Source organism: Pseudomonas sp. Choline-02u-1 (assembly GCF_002836515.1).
Taxonomy (GTDB): Bacteria; Pseudomonadota; Gammaproteobacteria; order Pseudomonadales; family Pseudomonadaceae; genus Aquipseudomonas.
This window is the reverse complement of sequence record NZ_PJBC01000060.1, coordinates 38,957-54,703: the sequence shown is the minus strand read 5'-3', so window position 1 is coordinate 54,703 and position 15,747 is coordinate 38,957. Positions and strand designations below refer to the sequence as shown.

10 protein-coding genes and 2 riboswitches are annotated in these 15,747 nt (G+C 60.9%); of the genes, 5 read left to right on the top strand and 5 right to left on the bottom strand.

What is annotated here, in order from left to right:
- Positions 1–85: 85 nt before the first annotated feature.
- The 4 genes from CXF97_RS16575 to cobW all read right to left on the bottom strand — a co-directional run bounded on the left by CXF97_RS16575 (position 86) and on the right by cobW (position 6,755).
- Complete coding sequence (locus tag CXF97_RS16575; protein ID WP_101159606.1) at positions 86–835, bottom strand: VWA domain-containing protein; 750 nt, start codon at positions 833–835, stop codon at positions 86–88.
- Positions 751–1,761 carry an ATP-binding protein gene (locus tag CXF97_RS16570; protein ID WP_101159416.1) on the bottom strand — a complete coding sequence of 337 codons (1,011 nt, stop codon included), beginning with the start codon at positions 1,759–1,761 and terminating at the stop codon, positions 751–753. Before CXF97_RS16570 ends, CXF97_RS16575 begins: the two co-directional genes overlap by 85 nt.
- A 71-nt stretch (positions 1,762–1,832) precedes the next feature.
- Complete coding sequence (cobN, locus tag CXF97_RS16565) at positions 1,833–5,681, bottom strand: cobaltochelatase subunit CobN (RefSeq protein WP_101159415.1); 3,849 nt, start codon at positions 5,679–5,681, stop codon at positions 1,833–1,835.
- Positions 5,682–5,684: 3 nt separating this feature from the next.
- On the bottom strand, positions 5,685–6,755 hold the full coding sequence (gene cobW / locus CXF97_RS16560; protein ID WP_101159414.1) for a cobalamin biosynthesis protein CobW: 1,071 nt from the start codon (positions 6,753–6,755) through the stop codon (positions 5,685–5,687).
- 98 nt (positions 6,756–6,853) lie between these two features.
- Positions 6,854–7,066, bottom strand: a riboswitch (cobalamin riboswitch).
- A gap of 739 nt (positions 7,067–7,805) precedes the next feature.
- A riboswitch (cobalamin riboswitch) is annotated at positions 7,806–8,025 on the top strand.
- Between the two features lie 122 nt (positions 8,026–8,147).
- Here cobW and CXF97_RS16555 point away from each other — a divergent pair.
- From CXF97_RS16555 to cobM, 4 genes are all read left to right on the top strand, one after another.
- Positions 8,148–8,345, top strand: a complete 198-nt coding sequence (locus CXF97_RS16555; protein WP_101159413.1) for a CbtB domain-containing protein — start codon at positions 8,148–8,150, stop codon at positions 8,343–8,345.
- Between the two features lie 11 nt (positions 8,346–8,356).
- The gene (locus CXF97_RS16550) at positions 8,357–9,058 is read left to right on the top strand and encodes a CbtA family protein (RefSeq protein WP_101159412.1); all 702 of its coding nucleotides are present in this window, start codon (positions 8,357–8,359) and stop codon (positions 9,056–9,058) included.
- Positions 9,055–9,468 carry a cobalamin biosynthesis protein gene (locus CXF97_RS16545; RefSeq protein ID WP_101159411.1) on the top strand — a complete coding sequence of 138 codons (414 nt, stop codon included), beginning with the start codon at positions 9,055–9,057 and terminating at the stop codon, positions 9,466–9,468. Before CXF97_RS16550 ends, CXF97_RS16545 begins: the two co-directional genes overlap by 4 nt.
- Before the next feature lie 78 nt (positions 9,469–9,546).
- Positions 9,547–10,293: a precorrin-4 C(11)-methyltransferase gene (gene cobM, locus CXF97_RS16540; RefSeq protein WP_101159410.1), complete on the top strand. Its 747-nt coding sequence runs from the start codon at positions 9,547–9,549 to the stop codon at positions 10,291–10,293.
- A gap of 100 nt (positions 10,294–10,393) precedes the next feature.
- On the opposite strand, the gene nfuA is transcribed toward cobM, so the two are convergent.
- Positions 10,394–10,978 (bottom strand): Fe-S biogenesis protein NfuA, encoded by a 585-nt coding sequence (nfuA, locus tag CXF97_RS16535; RefSeq protein ID WP_101159409.1) that lies wholly within the window; start codon positions 10,976–10,978, stop codon positions 10,394–10,396.
- Between the two features lie 268 nt (positions 10,979–11,246).
- Here nfuA and CXF97_RS16530 point away from each other — a divergent pair, with 268 nt between their 5' ends.
- Positions 11,247–15,743, top strand: coding sequence for an SET domain-containing protein (locus CXF97_RS16530; RefSeq protein ID WP_101159408.1), 4,497 nt, complete (start codon positions 11,247–11,249; stop codon positions 15,741–15,743).
- Positions 15,744–15,747: the final 4 nt, after the last annotated feature.

Here is a 15,747-nt window from a genome sequence, read left to right as displayed (position 1 = left end):
TGGCCTTGGAGCGTACAGGTTCAACCGGCCTGCTCCACAGCAGCAAATCATTTCAAAATCTGTATCAACAGCAGGAATCTAATGTTCAGCTCAAACCCAGCGCATCGATATGCTGATACTGCGCTTGCAGCGCGGTCGCCAGTTCCTTTGCTCGGCCCAGTCGTATCGGCCCGCGCTCGATGTCTATCAGCAATCCCGGGCAGGTGAGCACCGGCAGTCCGGACAGTTCTTTCAAGCGACCATCGGTCACGATCAGACAGCGTTGCTGTTCAGCGGGAAAACGCTTGCGCCGCACGGACAACCACTGTTGCGCCTGCGCCAGCGCCGCGAGCAACGGCGTCCCGCCACCGGCGCCCAGCTTGTCGAGCCAGACACGCAGGCCGCTTGAGGCTTTCAAGCCTTGCACCTGCCACTTCGGCGCGGCGCCACTGGCCGTCAGCAAGGCCAGCCGCGCCCGTTGGCGGTAAGCATCGTCGAACAGTTGTGCGAGCACGCCTTTGGCATCGCTCAGGGCCTGATGGCGACGGGTCGAAGCCGAAGCGTCGACGATGACCAGCCAGATTTCATGGGGCGAACGAGTGCGTTGATGAAACAGCAGATCAGCGCGCCGCTGAGGGTGGCCATTGAGCAGCGTGCCCGGCCAGTTCACCGCGCCGCTGCTGGCCGCCTGCCGTTGCCCTTGACGGCCGTTATCGAGTTGTCCGGCGCGGGGTCTGGCATTCGCCCCCGCGTCGGATCGGGGGCGAATGCCTAGGGCTTTTTTGCCAGCGGCGGCCAGCTCGGCACTTCGCGGCGAGCGCCGGTCACTTGCGCTGTCGCCGGCATTTCGCCCCACTGGCCCTGCCCTGCGTCGCAATTGCTTTCTGCGCCCGCCGGCGACGGCGCAGGCGGCTCAGCGCCGGATGAAGATTGTTCGCGACGACGATGGCGCAGGGCGAATTCGGCCACCGCGTCGATGTCCTGCTGGGCAATTGCATCCGCCCCGCGCCACGCGGCATGGGCGCGAGCCGCGCGCAACCAGACCAGATCGGCGCGCAAGCCATCGACGCCAGCAGCGAAACAGCGCTCGGTAATCAACGCCAATGCTGCATCGTCCAGAGGAATGTCAGCCAAGCGCTCACGTGCGTTTTCACAACGCAAACGCAAGATGTGCTGCTCGCCTTCCCATTGCGCGCAGAACGCTCGCGGATCGCTATCGAAATCCAGCCGCCGACGGATGATCTGCCCGCGCTCGGTGGGCGCGTTTTGACCGCTGAGCGCGACGTTCAAACCGAAACGGTCAAGCAGTTGCGGCCGCAGTTCCCCCTCTTCGGGGTTCATGGTACCGATCAGGACGAATTTCGCCGAATGCCGATGGGAAATGCCATCGCGCTCGATCAGGTTGGTGCCGCTGGCGGCGACATCAAGCAGCAGGTCCACCAGATGATCCGGCAGCAGATTGACCTCATCGACGTACAGCACGCCACCGTCAGCCTTGGCCAAAACTCCGGGGGAGAATTGTGCGCGACCGCTGCTCAGGGCTGCGTCGAGATCGAGGGTGCCGACCAGCCGCTCTTCAGTAGCGCCCAACGGCAAAGTGACGAATTGACCGCTGGCGAGCAGATCCGCCAGGCCCCGGGCCAGCGTCGACTTGGCCATGCCACGCGGACCTTCGATCAGCACGCCGCCGATTTTCGGGTCGATGGCGGTCAGGCACAGGGCGAGTTTCAAATCGTCGGCGCCGACCACGGCAGAGAGTGGGAAATGCGGGGTGTCGGTCATTGTGGGTACTCGGTCATGGTCGGTGAATTGCTTCAACTGCAAGGCTCGGCCCTACAGGGAATCGCGGTGTGTCAGGTGTCTTCTTCAATGTCCAGCAGGAGGTTTTCAAGCGCCTCTTTATAGGCCCCAGGCTCCTGCCACATCCCCCGCTGCTGCGCCTCGAGCATGCGCTCGGTCATGTCGCGCAGCGCATGCGGATTATGTTCACGTACAAAATCCCGCGTCGCCGAATCGAGCAAATACGCATCCGCCAGCAAGGCATATTGATGGTCGTCGATCAATTGCGTCGTCGCGTCGAAGGCGAACAGATTATCAACCGTCGCCGCCAGTTCGAACGCACCTTTATAGCCGTGCCGTTTGACTCCGTCGATCCACTTCGGATTCACCGCTCGCGAGCGCACGACGCGGTTCAGTTCTTCCTTCAAGGTACGGATCTTCGGCAGATCCGGCTGGCTGTGATCGCCGTGATAACTGGCCGCCGCCTCGCCGCGCAGGCTTTCCACTGCCGCGAGCATACCGCCCTGAAACTGGTAGTAATCATTGGAATCGAGCAAGTCATGCTCGCGGTTGTCCTGGTTTTGCAGCACCGCTTGCACCTGGCTAAGGCGCTGACTGAATTGCTCGCGGGCGGCGGTGCCATCGTCTACACCGCCATAAGCGTAGGCGCCCCAATTCAGGTAGACCTCGGCGAGGTCTTCGCGGGTCTGCCACAGGCGCCCATCGATCGCGCCTTGCACCCCGGCGCCGTATGCACCCGGTTTTGCGCCGAAGATCCGCCATCCGGCCTGACGCCGCGCAGTGTCTTCGTCGGCGCCCGCTTGTAACAGCGCCTCGCGTTCGGCACGCACTTTGGCGGCGAGTGGATTCAAGTCATCCGGTTCGTCCAGCGCGGCCACCGCTTGCACGGCGGCGTCGAACAGGCGGATGAGATTGGCAAACGCATCACGGAAAAACCCCGAGACCCGCAGCGTCACGTCGACCCTTGGGCGATCGAGCAGACTCAGCGGCAGAATTTCGAAATCATCCACGCGCTGACTGCCCGTGGCCCAGACCGGGCGCACCCCCATCAGCGCCATGGCCTGGGCGATGTCATCGCCGCCTGTGCGCATGGTTGCGGTGCCCCAGACCGACAAGCCCAATTGACGCAAGTGATCGCCATGATCCTGCAGGTGCCGCTCGAGAATCAGCGTGGCGGACTGGAAACCGATGCGCCACGCCGTGGTGGTGGGCAGGTTGCGCACATCTACAGAATAGAAGTTTCGCCCGGTCGGCAGCACGTCGAGGCGGCCACGGCTGGGCGCGCCGCTGGGGCCGGCGGGGACGAAACGACCGCGCAACGCATCGAGCAGCCCGCGCATTTCGGCCGCGCCGCAAGCGTCCAGGCGTGGGGCGACGACTTCGCGCAGATGCTCGAGTATCGAATCAACCTCAGCCCACCCCGGTCCTTGTGGGAGCGGGCTTGCTCGCGAAAGCGGTGTGTCAGGCAAAGGGTCGTCGACTGAAACTCCGCCTTCGCGAGCAAGCCCGCTCCCACAGGGGAAATCCAGTGCTTGGGAGATCAGGTCGGTGGCAAACAATTCGAGGCGTTCGCGGCTGTCGCCGGCGGTGCGCCAGACTTCATCGCTGACGGACTGCAACTCGCCGGGACGCGCGCCGCTCCACGGATCGGCCAACGCGCAATCCAGCGGATCAAAGCCCAGTTCAAACGCCTTGGCCAACGCCCGCAACAGACTCGACTGTGCGCCCTTGCCATCACCGCGCGGAATCCGTAGCAACGCCAGTAACGTGTCAATGCGCAAGCGCCCGCTCGGCGATTCACCAAAAATGTGCAGACCATCGCGAATCTGCGATTCCTTCAGATCGCACAGATAAGTATCCAGACGCGGCAACCAGATCGCCGCATCGGCGTCACTGTCCAGCGCAGCGTCCAATTGCAGTTCGCGGTCGATCTGCGTGTCCCGGACCAATTGCAGGATGTCGCGCTGAAGCTCACGCGCGCGGCGCGGATCAAGCAGTTGCGCCTCGTAATATTCATCGGCGAGCAACTCCAGATTGCGCAGCGGCCCATATGTTTCTGCGCGCGTCAGTGGCGGCATCAGGTGGTCGATGATCACCGCCTGCGTGCGCCGTTTGGCCTGGGCGCCCTCGCCCGGATCGTTGACGATAAACGGATAGATATTCGGCAGCGGCCCGAGCAGCGCGTCCGGCCAGCAATTGTCCGAGAGGCCGACACCTTTGCCCGGCAGCCATTCGAGGTTGCCGTGTTTGCCGACATGGATCACGCCATGAGCGCCGTAGGTGTTGCGCAACCAGAAGTAGAAGGCCAGATAACCGTGCGGCGGAACCAGATCCGGGTCGTGATAGACCGCGCTCGGATCGACCTGATAACCCCGGGCCGGCTGGATGCCGACAAAGGTCAGACCGAAACGCAGACCGGCGATCATGAGGCGACCGTCGCGGCACATCGGATCATTGTGTGGCGATCCCCAACGCTCGAGCACCGCAGCGCGATTGGCCTGCGGCAACGCGTTGAACATTGCCAGGTAATCGTCCATCGCCAGGCTCTGCTGACAGGGGCGCAGATCGAGGCTGTCGAGGTCATTGCTGACGCCGCCGAGCAATTGCTGAATCAGCTCGGTGCCGCTGTCGGGCAACTCGGCCGTGAGCGGATAACCCTCGCCGCGCAATGCCCGCAGAATGTTTAGCGCTGCCGCCGGCGTATCGAGACCGACACCGTTACCGATGCGACCGTCGCGGGTCGGGTAGTTGGCGAGGATCAGCGCAATGCGTTTTTCGCCATTGGGCACGCGCGCCAGATCAATCCAGCGCCGCGCCAGTTCGGCGACGAAATCCATGCGCTCGGGCTGGGCGCGGTAGCAAACCACGTCGGACTGACTGCGCTCGCTGCGCCAGGCCAGATCCTTGAAGCTGATCGGCCGGCTGATGATGCGCCCGTCGAGTTCCGGCAAGGCAATGTGCATCGCCAGGTCGCGCGGCCCGAGGCCCTGCTCGCTGGCGCGCCAGCCGGGCTCGTTGTCTTGGGCGCAGATCGCTTGAATCACCGGGATATTGCGGCGAAACGGGCGCAGATGCGGTGCTTCCGGGCTCGATTGGGCGAACCCGGTGGTGTTTAGAATCACCCCCGCTTCGACTTCATCCAGCCAATCCTCGACCACCGCCAGGCAGGCTGGCTCTTTGAGACTGGCCACTGCGACCGGCAGCGGATTGAGCCCGGCCGCCTGCAAACGCTGACAGAACACATCGATGAACGCGGTGTTCGCGGCCTGCAGATGCGAGCGATAAAACAACAGCGCCGCCACAGGTTGATCGGGCAGCCATTCGGCTTGCCAGTCACTCAGGGCGGCGGTGTTTTTCCGTGGGTGATAAATGGCCGTGCGCGGCAGGGTCTGCGGCTCGCTCCACGGGTAATCGCGGGCGAACCATTGGTTGCCCAGGCAACGGAAGAAATCCAGCGCATTGCCCATGCCACCCTGACGCAGGAACTGCCAGAGTCGATCGCGTGACTGAGCGCTGACCGTGCTCAAGTCGCTGAGCTCCGGGTCCGGACGGTCATCGCCCGGTACCAGAATCAGTTGCACGCCGCGTTCGGACAGTTCGATCAGCCGCTCGACGCCGTAGCGCCAATAGGCGATGCCGCCGTGCAGCGAGATGAGAATGACCTTGGCGTGTCGCAGCACTTCGTCCACGTACAAATCGACCGACGCATGATTCTGCACCTGCATCGGGTTGGCCAGACGCAAGCTCGGATAATCATCCGGCAGCTGCTGCGCCGCCTCGGCAAGCAGCGCCAGGCTGGAATCGCCGCTGCACAGGATCACCAGCTCGGCGGGGGTTTGTCCGAGGTCGGCAATGTTGTCATCCGAGACGAATCCGCCGGGCTGAGTCCTGAGCAGGTGCATGGCTTAAACGCTGAGCGCGGCGCGCAATTGCGCTTCGAGTTGCACGGCATCCAGTGCCTGACCAATCAGCACCAGACGCGTGACGCGCGCTTCTTCAGCGCCCCACTGACGGTCGAAATGCTTGTCGAAACGCGTGCCTACACCCTGAATCAACAAGCGCATCGGTTTGTTCGGGATGGCGGCGAAACCTTTGACACGGAGAATGCCGTGCTGCACCACCAATTGCGTCAGTGCGTCGAGCAGCAGGCTTTCGTCGGCTTGCGGCAGTTCGATGGAGATCGAGTCGAAGGCGTCGTGATCGTGGTCGTCATGATCGTCATCACCGTCATGATGGTGATCATGGTGGCTGTGGCGGCTATCGATGTGTTCTTCGGAGCCAGCGCCGAGGCCAATCAAGACGTCGAGCGGCAAACGACCGTTGCTGGCTTCGATGATTTTTACCGCTGGCGGCAGCTCTTCGGCGACCTCAGCGCGTACGCGAGCCAAGTCTTGCGGGCTGGTCTGGTCGGCCTTGTTGAGGATCACCAGATCGGCGCTCGCCAGTTGATCGGCGAACAGCTCGTGCAGCGGCGATTCATGGTCGAGGTTCGGATCGAGCTTGCGCTGGGCATCGACCTGATCCGGGAACGCGGCGAACGTGCCGGCGGCGACGGCCGGGCTGTCGACCACAGTGATCACCGCATCGACGGTGCAGGCGCTGCGAATTTCCGGCCACTGGAACGCTTGCACCAATGGCTTGGGCAGGGCCAGGCCCGAGGTTTCGATGAGAATGTGATCGAGGTCACCGCGACGGGCTACCAGTTCGCGCATCACCGGGAAGAATTCTTCCTGCACCGTGCAGCACAGGCAGCCGTTGGCCAATTCGTATACGCGGCCGCTGGCCTCTTCTTCGGTGCAGCCGATGGTGCATTGCTTGAGGATTTCACCGTCGATGCCCAACTCGCCGAACTCGTTGACGATCACCGCGATGCGCCGGCCCTGAGCGTTGTCGAGCATGTGCCGTAGCAGCGTGGTTTTGCCCGAACCGAGAAAACCGGTGACGATGGTGACGGGGAGTTTGGCCAGTGTTTTCATCGGTATGCCCTTTGGCAAGCGGCGGGCATACGGGACGAGAACCGGCAGCGCGTGTGTACGCCGGAAGCATTCGCCACCGGATCACCCCGCCCGGTTGTAGTGAGAATCTGTGACGAGGCAGGTCTCCTGGCTGACGGTGTTCAGGCGCTGGGCCTGGCATTCGCTGCGCCTTCCCGCTGGCTCATTGGCTGAGCTGGCAGTGGCGTGGCAACGAACCTCACCGTTCACAGTTGCGGGGGCAGCCGCGGCTTTGACCGCGTTCCCTTCTTAGCTTCGGCGAGTGCCGAAGAACCTCGAAAGCGCAAGGCTACGCATGGGTCCGTCGTGGGTCAATGGTCGGTGAGTCTGAAACTGGGGGTATATCCGTTGCTACGGGTGCAGCGGCGTGCGGTTTCGCTCCAGCGACTCCCTTTTCCAGATGTACGACTGCGTCGTACGGTAGCTGTGATCACACACCCGGAGCGATCCCATAACGAAGCCTGCCGAAGGGGCAAAAGATCAAAAGCAAAAGCCAGATCAAAAGATCGCAGCCTTCGGCAGCTCCTACAGTCGGATCGCGTGCTGCAAGACCAGGTCGGCTGTCAGGCCGCCTTCGCGAGCGGGCTCGCTCCCACAAAAAGCAAAAAGCAAGGCAGCGCAGCTGCCCGCGGCGAAGCCGCCCCACTCAACAATGAGCGCAAGCTCGAGTGCTCTTGATCTTGATCCACCGGCGACGTCGGAAGGCTGAGCGGAGGGATTGATCCGGGCGTGGGAGCGCAGCGACCGTACGACGCAGTTGTACACAGCGAGTGTAGGTGCAGCGAAGCAAACCGGAGCCGCTGCGCCCGGATCAGTCCCGCAGCGAAGGAACCCGAGCCTGCGAGGGCCGAACGTAGGAGCAAGCCTTTTTGGGTACTTTTTCGGCGTTTGGAAAAAGTGCCTCGCCGTAAGGGGGAACCGTAATCAGCAACACCCGCAGCAACGAATATACACACAAAAACATCAGAAAATGCCCCCACCGCAGCACCGAAAACTCCCCGGAAATTGACTAAAAACCCAAACCCATGTTCTCCTGCACACCTTGTTACGGGTGCCCTTCACAGGGTGAAACGGGAAACCGGTGAATCATGTGCTTTACTCAAAGCCATGTCAGTCCGGTGCTGCCCCCGCAACGGTAAGCGAGCGAAGCGTCAAATCCACTGTGCCCTGGCATGGGAAGGTGACGCTTGCAGGTCGGTGACAAACCAACCCCTCGTGAGCCCGGAGACCGGCCCGCAACACCCAGCGCGCGCAAGCGCCGCTGACCACCAACAAACCCGCGGTGGGCGGGCGCTGTTCGAAATCCCTGCGTGCCCGACTCGCAGGGATTTTCCTGCGCTCTATTCACCCGCTGACATTTCAGAGGGAAGCGCTATGTCGATCATCAGCAATACCGTCAGCCACACTGACCACATCTCCAGCACCACCACTCTCGGCCAACGCGTGGCCGCCGCCCTCTTCGCCTCGATCCTCGGCGCCAGTCTGGTCTGGTTCGCCGGTTTCTCGCACATCGAAGCAGTGCACAACGCTGCCCACGATACCCGCCACAGCGCTGCGTTCCCTTGCCACTGAGACCTGCCGACATGATCAAGCGTATCGCGCAAACGGCGGGGTTCACCGGCTTGCTGGCCGCCCTGCTGCTGACGTTGCTGCAGAGTTTCTGGGTATCACCACTGATTCTGCAGGCCGAAACCTTCGAGAAATCCGAACCGGTCGTGCAAGTTCACGAACACGCCGCTGGCACTGCCGCCCACAGCCACGATGGCGAAGCCTGGGAGCCCGAAGACGGCTGGCAGCGCGTGGTCTCGACCACCGGTGGCAATCTGGTGGTGGCAGTGGGTTTCGCCTTGATGCTCGCTGGCCTTTACACCCTGCGCGCGCCGACCCGGACTTCGCAAGGTCTGCTCTGGGGGCTGGCCGGTTACGCCACGTTCGTTCTCGCGCCAACGCTGGGGCTGCCGCCAGAATTGCCGGGCACGGCAGCCGCCGATCTGGCATCGCGACAAATATGGTGGATTGGCACTGCTGCTTCGACCGCTGTCGGTCTGGCACTGATCGCCTTCAGCCGTCACTGGCTGATGAAGATTCTCGGAGTGGCGATTCTTGCAGTGCCGCATGTGATCGGCGCGCCGCAGCCACAGGTGCATTCCATGCTCGCGCCGGAGGCATTGGAAACCCAGTTCAAAATCGCTTCTCAGTTGACTAACGTAGCGTTCTGGCTGGCCTTGGGCCTGATCAGTGCCTGGTTGTTCCGCCGCAAAAGCGCAGGGCACTATCAGGCATGATCAATGACCGCGCAGCGCCGACGCTGGTTGTTGGCTTGGGCTGCCAGCGCGGCTGCCCGGCCAGTACGCTGCGCGCGTTACTCGATCAAGCCCTGCAGGCGCATCGCATCGAACTGCGAGCCGTCAAGGCGTTAGCCACTATCGATCTGAAGCGTGACGAACCGGGTCTGCTGGAACTGGCCACACAGTTGAACCTGCCCTTGCGGTTTTTCAGCAGTGCCGAACTGGCCGGTTACCAACAGCGTCTCAGCCATCAATCACAGATCGCCTTTGAGCGCACCGGCTGCTACGGCGTGGCGGAAAGCGCCGCGCTGGCAATGGCCGAGCAACTGATCCAGGCGCCGGCGAGACTGTTCATTGCGCGGCAGAAATATGCGCAGGCCACGCTGGCATTGGCTGGCGCTGCATAAAATCCCGATAATCGTCGCCATCGATCATGAGCACACTTCATCTGCAGTGCAGCTGCGCCTCTTTACTAGGATTTAACGATGACCGTCTACTTTATCGGCGCTGGGCCCGGCGATCCGGAACTGATCACCGTCAAAGGCCAGCGCCTGATCCGCGCCTGCCCGGTGATTATCTACGCTGGCTCGCTGGTGCCGTCGGCAGTGCTGGAAGGTCACCGGGCCGATAGCGTGGTCAACAGTGCCGAGCTGCACCTGGAACAGATCATCGATCTGATCAAGAGTGCCCATGCCAAAGGCCAGGACGTCGCGCGCGTGCATTCCGGAGATCCGAGTCTGTACGGAGCGATCGGTGAGCAGATTCGCTATCTGCGCGAGCTCGGCATTCCCTTCGAGATCATTCCAGGCGTGACTGCCACAGCGGCATGCGCAGCGCTGCTCGGCGCCGAGTTGACCCTGCCGGACATTTCACAAAGCGTGATTCTGACCCGTTACGCCGACAAGACTGCCATGCCGGCCGGCGAGGAACTGGCCAGTCTGGCGCAACATGGCGCGACCATGGCCATTCATTTGGGCGTCAATCATCTGCAGAAGATACTGGTTCAATTGCTGCCCCATTACGGCGCGGATTGCCCGATTGCCGTTATTCACCGGGCGACATGGCCAGATCAGGACTGGGTGGTTGGCACGCTGGAGGACATTGCCGGGAAAGTCGAGGCCAAAGGGTTTCGGCGTACGGCGCTGATTCTGGTCGGGCGGGTGCTGGGCAGTGAGGTGTTCAGCGAGTCATCGTTGTATCGCGCCGGGCATGCGCACCTTTATCGCCCCTAGAAGCACCTTTGCGAGCAGTTCCGCCGACAGGGTCGGCGAACATTGCCCATAAAAAAACGGCGCTCACGGGGCGCCGTTTTTCATGCTCGCAGCGAACGTCTTAGTAGTAGGCGTTTTCTTTCTGCGTATGGTCGGTCACATCGCGAACGCCCTTGAGCTCCGGGATGCGCTCGAGCAGGGTGCGCTCGATGTCTTCCTTCAAGGTCACGTCTGCCTGGCCGCAGCCCTGGCAACCGCCACCGAACTGCAATACGGCAATGCCGTCCTCGACCACATCGATCAGGCTGACCTGACCACCGTGGCTGGCCAGCCCCGGGTTGATCTCGGTTTGCAGGTAATAATTGATGCGCTCATTGACCGGGCTGTCGGCATTGACCATTGGCACCTTGGCGTTCGGCGCCTTGATGGTCAACTGGCCGCCCATACGGTCGGTGGCGTAATCGACGACGGCGTCATCGAGAAACGCTTCGCTGAACGAATCGATATAAGCAGTGAAGCTTTTCAGCCCCAGCGCAGTATCTTCAGGTTTTTCTTCGCCCGGCTTGCAGTAGGCAATGCAGGTTTCGGCGTACTGGGTGCCAGGCTGGGTGATGAAGACACGGATGCCGATGCCGGGGGTGTTCTGCTTGGAAAGCAGGTCGGCCAGGTAATCATGGGCGGCGTCGGTAATGGTAATAGCGGTCATAAAAACTCCTCGCAGGCTTGGGCGCAGTTTACGCCAATCGGAGCGCGGGACAAAGTCCCAGTGTTTTTGTCGGAAAAAGCCGCACGTGTGCCCTCGCCTGCTCGCTGACGGTGGCGACGAATGAGCGCTTGATCAACGGGTGGCTGTTAACAAATGGAAACCCAAGCACATTCGCCCCCATATATATGTATACCTTTGCCGGTTTTCCATGCCCCTATATTCAAGGCCTTCGACTATTTTTCCAGCCGCTACGGTTCAAAGGCCTTGAATGTCTATTTCGTTATCCAGTTTCTACAACAAGACGCCGCCTCGCAGGTTGCAGGATCTCAACCACCTGATCAGTTACCTGCATGGGCTCATCGACGACAACTTCAACACGGATGCCAGTGAGCTCTATTACCACCCGCCCGCCGCCTCTGAATTGGAGCGCGAATGCAAGGAAGCCTTTCGTGTATTGAAAAAACTCGAGGCAGACGAAGATTTCATAACGCACCTTTCCACGCCAGCCACGGTCGATCAATCGCTGTTAGGCAACGACTTCCTGTACGACTTCCTGTCCGTCCAGTTGAGTTCCACGAAGTCGCCGACACCTGACCCGGCGGAAGTTTTCCCGATCGCCGGTCACTCGGTAACGCTGAGAGACGTTCCGATGTATTGGTCGATCGATGTTGATGTCTTGCTCGATATCTACCGTCAAGTCGGCAACGGGGTCAAAAGCGACGGTTCCGTGCGGTTCGACCAGGTTCTGGCCTGGTACGCGCTGATCCCACGGCGTCCCGCCACACAGGCGGACTGGCAGCGCCTGCTGCACAATCTGGTGGAGCATCGCGCGTTATGGTTGCTTGGGCATCACGGGGCCGTCAGTGACTTCGAGCACTTGTTCAGCGCTGAAAGCGACGAAACGATCATCCGGGTTGTCCGCGAAATCGAAGCCGAGACATCACGCTGCCTATTGGCGAATGTCGTACCGGTGAAATCCAATGGCAAATTTGCAAAGTTGAGCCAAACCACGCCGGTAGCGCTGCTGGAAACAGCCCTGCAATCGGCGAGCAACCTGCAACTGGCACAACGTATTGCCGCAGCACTGGATTGGTACACCGCGAAGAACGAGCAAAACCGCCCGGCCAGTGTACTGACCAGGTTGTTGTGGCGAGCGCTCTGGCTGAGCGTAAAACCGGGCCCGCACGGCAACTATCAAAACGAACTGCAGATACTGATCGGGCCCGGTTGTGGCTATTCGTCCATCCACGAATCGTTGATCGAGCACTTCCAAAGATCACTGTCGGTCGAGCGGCCTATTGCCTTGTTAGCGATGGCCATCATGAAGAGCAACGTGGCCAGCGAAGCGTGGGTTCAGGATATTCCCGACGCACTGCCGTACGCCACGTCCAGCACCTGGGTCAATTTCAGGAGTGGTTTCATGCTTGCCGAATCCGTCGCGCCCGGCTCCTCCCGGCACATGACCTTCGAACAGTTGCTCAATTTGCCGGCGGAGCATTTCCGGGCCTTTGCGCACGATATCGAGCAACAGCGACTGGTTGCCGCCGCCAAAGTCCGCCCGACGGTGGAGTGGGCAGCGGCGATGGGATTGTTCGCCACACGTCAGACGGCTTATCCGGTCAGCGAAATAGAGCTGGCATTGAGCACGCTGGAACAGCATGAGCAAGAAATGCTCGATGCCCTGAAAAACCTCGCGCTGACCCCACCCAGTCGCTTTCGCTATGCCTCGGACGCAGCGTATGACCAGGCGTTTCATGCCTGGCTGGTCACCCCAAGAGCCGCCTATAAGTGTTTGATCAAGACATTGCTCGCCCAATATCTGCCTGCATGCCGGGGTGATCTGGAGCGGGACGAAGTGACTGTTTACTCGCTGCGGCTGCCGCTGAACGACATGCAGGTCGAACATGAGAACAAAGCCAACACCGACGCCGTGCGTGGCCGCTGCGGGTTCATTCTGCGAATGATCAATCCGGTCTATCCGGCAAAGGTCCGCTACATTGAAGTCTTTCCGCGAGCGGGTATCGTGCGCTTGCGCAAAGACATCGACTCGCTGCCAGTTGGCGGTGAGATCAAGGTCGAGAGCGTTGGCTCCAGCAGTCGAACAAGCCGGGGTTCATTCAGAAAAGGCACCCAATTGCCGTTCGATTGGGAAGCCTACCGCGACGGCTCGAAACCCGGAGCGCATCAGCACGCCACCTTGATCATGGAGCAGGTCGGCGAAAAATTCGCCGCGGTTGCCATTGAGCAGCGCCCCCCCGACGTAGCGGCACGCACCCTGCCCTTTGCGGCAAATAACCTGACCTCTGCCCGGGCGGAGAATCTCGCGGCGATGATTGCTCGCGAATTGTTCTATAAAGATGAATCGGCCCTGCTCGAAGACACCCGCAAGGCCACACGCAGCACCGACATCGGCCGGGATTTTCTCGAGGACCTCACCTTCTGGGGAAAAATGTTCGTACCGTTCTGGGGCGCCATTGATGATCTGGCATCCGGCGAGCCGCAACGCATCGAGCGCGGCGGGCTCGGCCTGTTCACCGACATCGTTTCGTTTGCGCTGCCCATCGGAAAATACCTCGCCGGTTGTACCCGCCTGGTCAGCCAGGCAGGCACGCTCGGCCTGCGCCTCGCCCTGCCAAAATTTGCCGGTCTGACGCGAACTCTATTGGTATCGACGCTGCGCGAACTCAACCCGCTGGAGTCGGTATTGGCATTGCTCAAGCTCGGTCGCTTTACCCTGCGCAAGCTCGGCGCGGCGGCAATGCGCCAGGCACGCCTGGGCATTGCCCAGTTGCGCGACGGAACGGTCAGCGTTCAGCACTTGATCGCAGTCGACCCGAACACCTGGGCACCGCGCCAACCCGGCGACCGGCTCTGCACCGTCGAAGGAATCGCTGACATTCCCATGCGCAACGTCGGCAGCGTCGGCGCGGCGGATTATCGGCTCATCGATGCGCTGTCCGGGCAGGCGTTCGGCCCTCGCTACCGCGAGCCGGTGAGAGTGATGAGCAACAGCAGTCCGTTGTTGCAGCCCTACGCTGTTCAGCCCCACTGGATTTCCGGCCTCCAGGCCGACTCGCGAGGAATCTTTTTCCGTCCTGAATACAACCAGAAATTCATCTGCAACATCGATGAAAACGGGACTGTCGCCGTGTACCAGATACGTGAAAACTCGTATGGATTCCTTCAGGAAACCGCGCAAAACGGGGAAAACAGCTTCTCGGTCGTGCTAGTCAACCCGAAGAACAACCGTGACCTGTCGATCAACCTCTCATCGGTAAAGCCCGGCCATTGGTACAGCAGGGAAATCCGGGTCAGAGGCGGCGCGCCTGATGACCCCAACGTGACAACACCGTTGCATCTGCAAAAATGGTCGCGGTTCAGCGAGCATGTGCTGGAGGTCACCCTTGAGGCGTTTGCGAAAAAACATCGGCTGGACCCGGCCGCCTTCAGGCAATTCGTCCACACAGAAGGGCAGTTGAAACCGCTGGGCCAACAGATACTGGATCGGGCCGACACCGCGCGTACGGTTGTCACCTACGAGCATCTGCGGGAGTGGCGCAGCATGTCGCAGGAAGGCCGCAGCACGCTCAGCCGCGAAGGCTTCGCCGCCACGCACAATCTTGACCCGCAGGACTTCATTACCCACGTCAACACCGATGGCTCGTTTCGGGCACCGGGAAAGGTATTGGAGAAATATGCCCATAACCAGGCGTTCACGCCTTTGACCGCAGAGCACATCGAGCAATGGCGCGTGCGTTACATCGCCACCGGCTCCGCCAGCACCATGGGTACGTTTCTCGATGACAACAATCTCGACCCGGTACTCTGGTCAACGTTTGTCAATGATCGGGGTGAATTGAGAAGTGCGGTGCCAGAGTGTCTGCAATTGCTCGCTGCCTCGGATTCAGCGCTCATGCGTGCTCGAAAGTCCCTACCCCCCGGCACGGGGATAAAATCCGCTTCCTGGCAGTTACCACAGCCGCCTTCGCCCCGCGAAACAGGACCACTTTCGCCGCCGGTTGCTGGCAGTTCCAAACGACCTCGCCTGGACAATGCTGCGCCTGAAACCCCGCGCGACGCAGACCTGATCCCTTCGCTTGGGCATCACATCAATAACAATGCCCCCATTCTTCAGGACCCGACGGATGTCAGAATCAGCCTCACGAGCAAACTTGAGGGTGATATCGACAAAATCACCATCACCGAAACCAATCGCTTTCTCGCGGGGTTCGAGGGTCCCAGACTCAAGGAAATGACACGAAGAATCACCGAAGACGTCCAGGAATGGATCGCCGATGAAGGCCGCCATCATGACAGGCTGGCCAGTCGACTCGAGGTCAGACGACCGCTCGACGGCCCGGAACGGGGGTTGTCGGTATTTGCCAAAGTCGACATCGAGCCTTTCGAAGTGCTAGGACCTTACACCGGCAAACTGCACCGCACGACCAGATCCGTACGGGCGGAAATGCTGGAGAAATCCACCGAGAAAGTCAGCACGTTTCTCTTCGCAACGGCAACGAAGGGCGCCACTCTGAGCGGTCATGGCAACAGCAACGTGCTGAGCCTGATCAATGCGGTCAATGTGCCCGGCCAGGCCAACATAGGCGTCGAGAACGTTGGCTCGATCTATGTTGGCAAATACATGGTTTTTTTGCTCGCATGGGAGAAGATTCCGGCAGGCACCGAACTGTTCCTCGATTACGGCTCTGATTACTGGAAAACCTTGAGGGCCGCTGGCGTCGCGTCAGCGACCGACCCGACATGAGCGC

What these genes read in the sequence shown, in the direction of transcription:
- CXF97_RS16570 (WP_101159416.1), bottom strand. Translation starts at nt 1,761, where the DNA reads ATGACCGACACCCCGCATTTCCCACTCTCTGCCGTGGTCGGCGCCGAC.
- cobN (WP_101159415.1), bottom strand. Translation starts at nt 5,681, where the DNA reads ATGCACCTGCTCAGGACTCAGCCCGGCGGATTCGTCTCGGATGACAAC.
- cobW (WP_101159414.1), bottom strand. Translation starts at nt 6,755, where the DNA reads ATGAAAACACTGGCCAAACTCCCCGTCACCATCGTCACCGGTTTTCTC.
- CXF97_RS16555 (WP_101159413.1), top strand. Translation starts at nt 8,148, where the DNA reads ATGTCGATCATCAGCAATACCGTCAGCCACACTGACCACATCTCCAGC.
- CXF97_RS16550 (WP_101159412.1), top strand. Translation starts at nt 8,357, where the DNA reads ATGATCAAGCGTATCGCGCAAACGGCGGGGTTCACCGGCTTGCTGGCC.
- CXF97_RS16545 (WP_101159411.1), top strand. Translation starts at nt 9,055, where the DNA reads ATGATCAATGACCGCGCAGCGCCGACGCTGGTTGTTGGCTTGGGCTGC.
- cobM (WP_101159410.1), top strand. Translation starts at nt 9,547, where the DNA reads ATGACCGTCTACTTTATCGGCGCTGGGCCCGGCGATCCGGAACTGATC.
- nfuA (WP_101159409.1), bottom strand. Translation starts at nt 10,978, where the DNA reads ATGACCGCTATTACCATTACCGACGCCGCCCATGATTACCTGGCCGAC.
- CXF97_RS16530 (WP_101159408.1), top strand. Translation starts at nt 11,247, where the DNA reads ATGTCTATTTCGTTATCCAGTTTCTACAACAAGACGCCGCCTCGCAGG.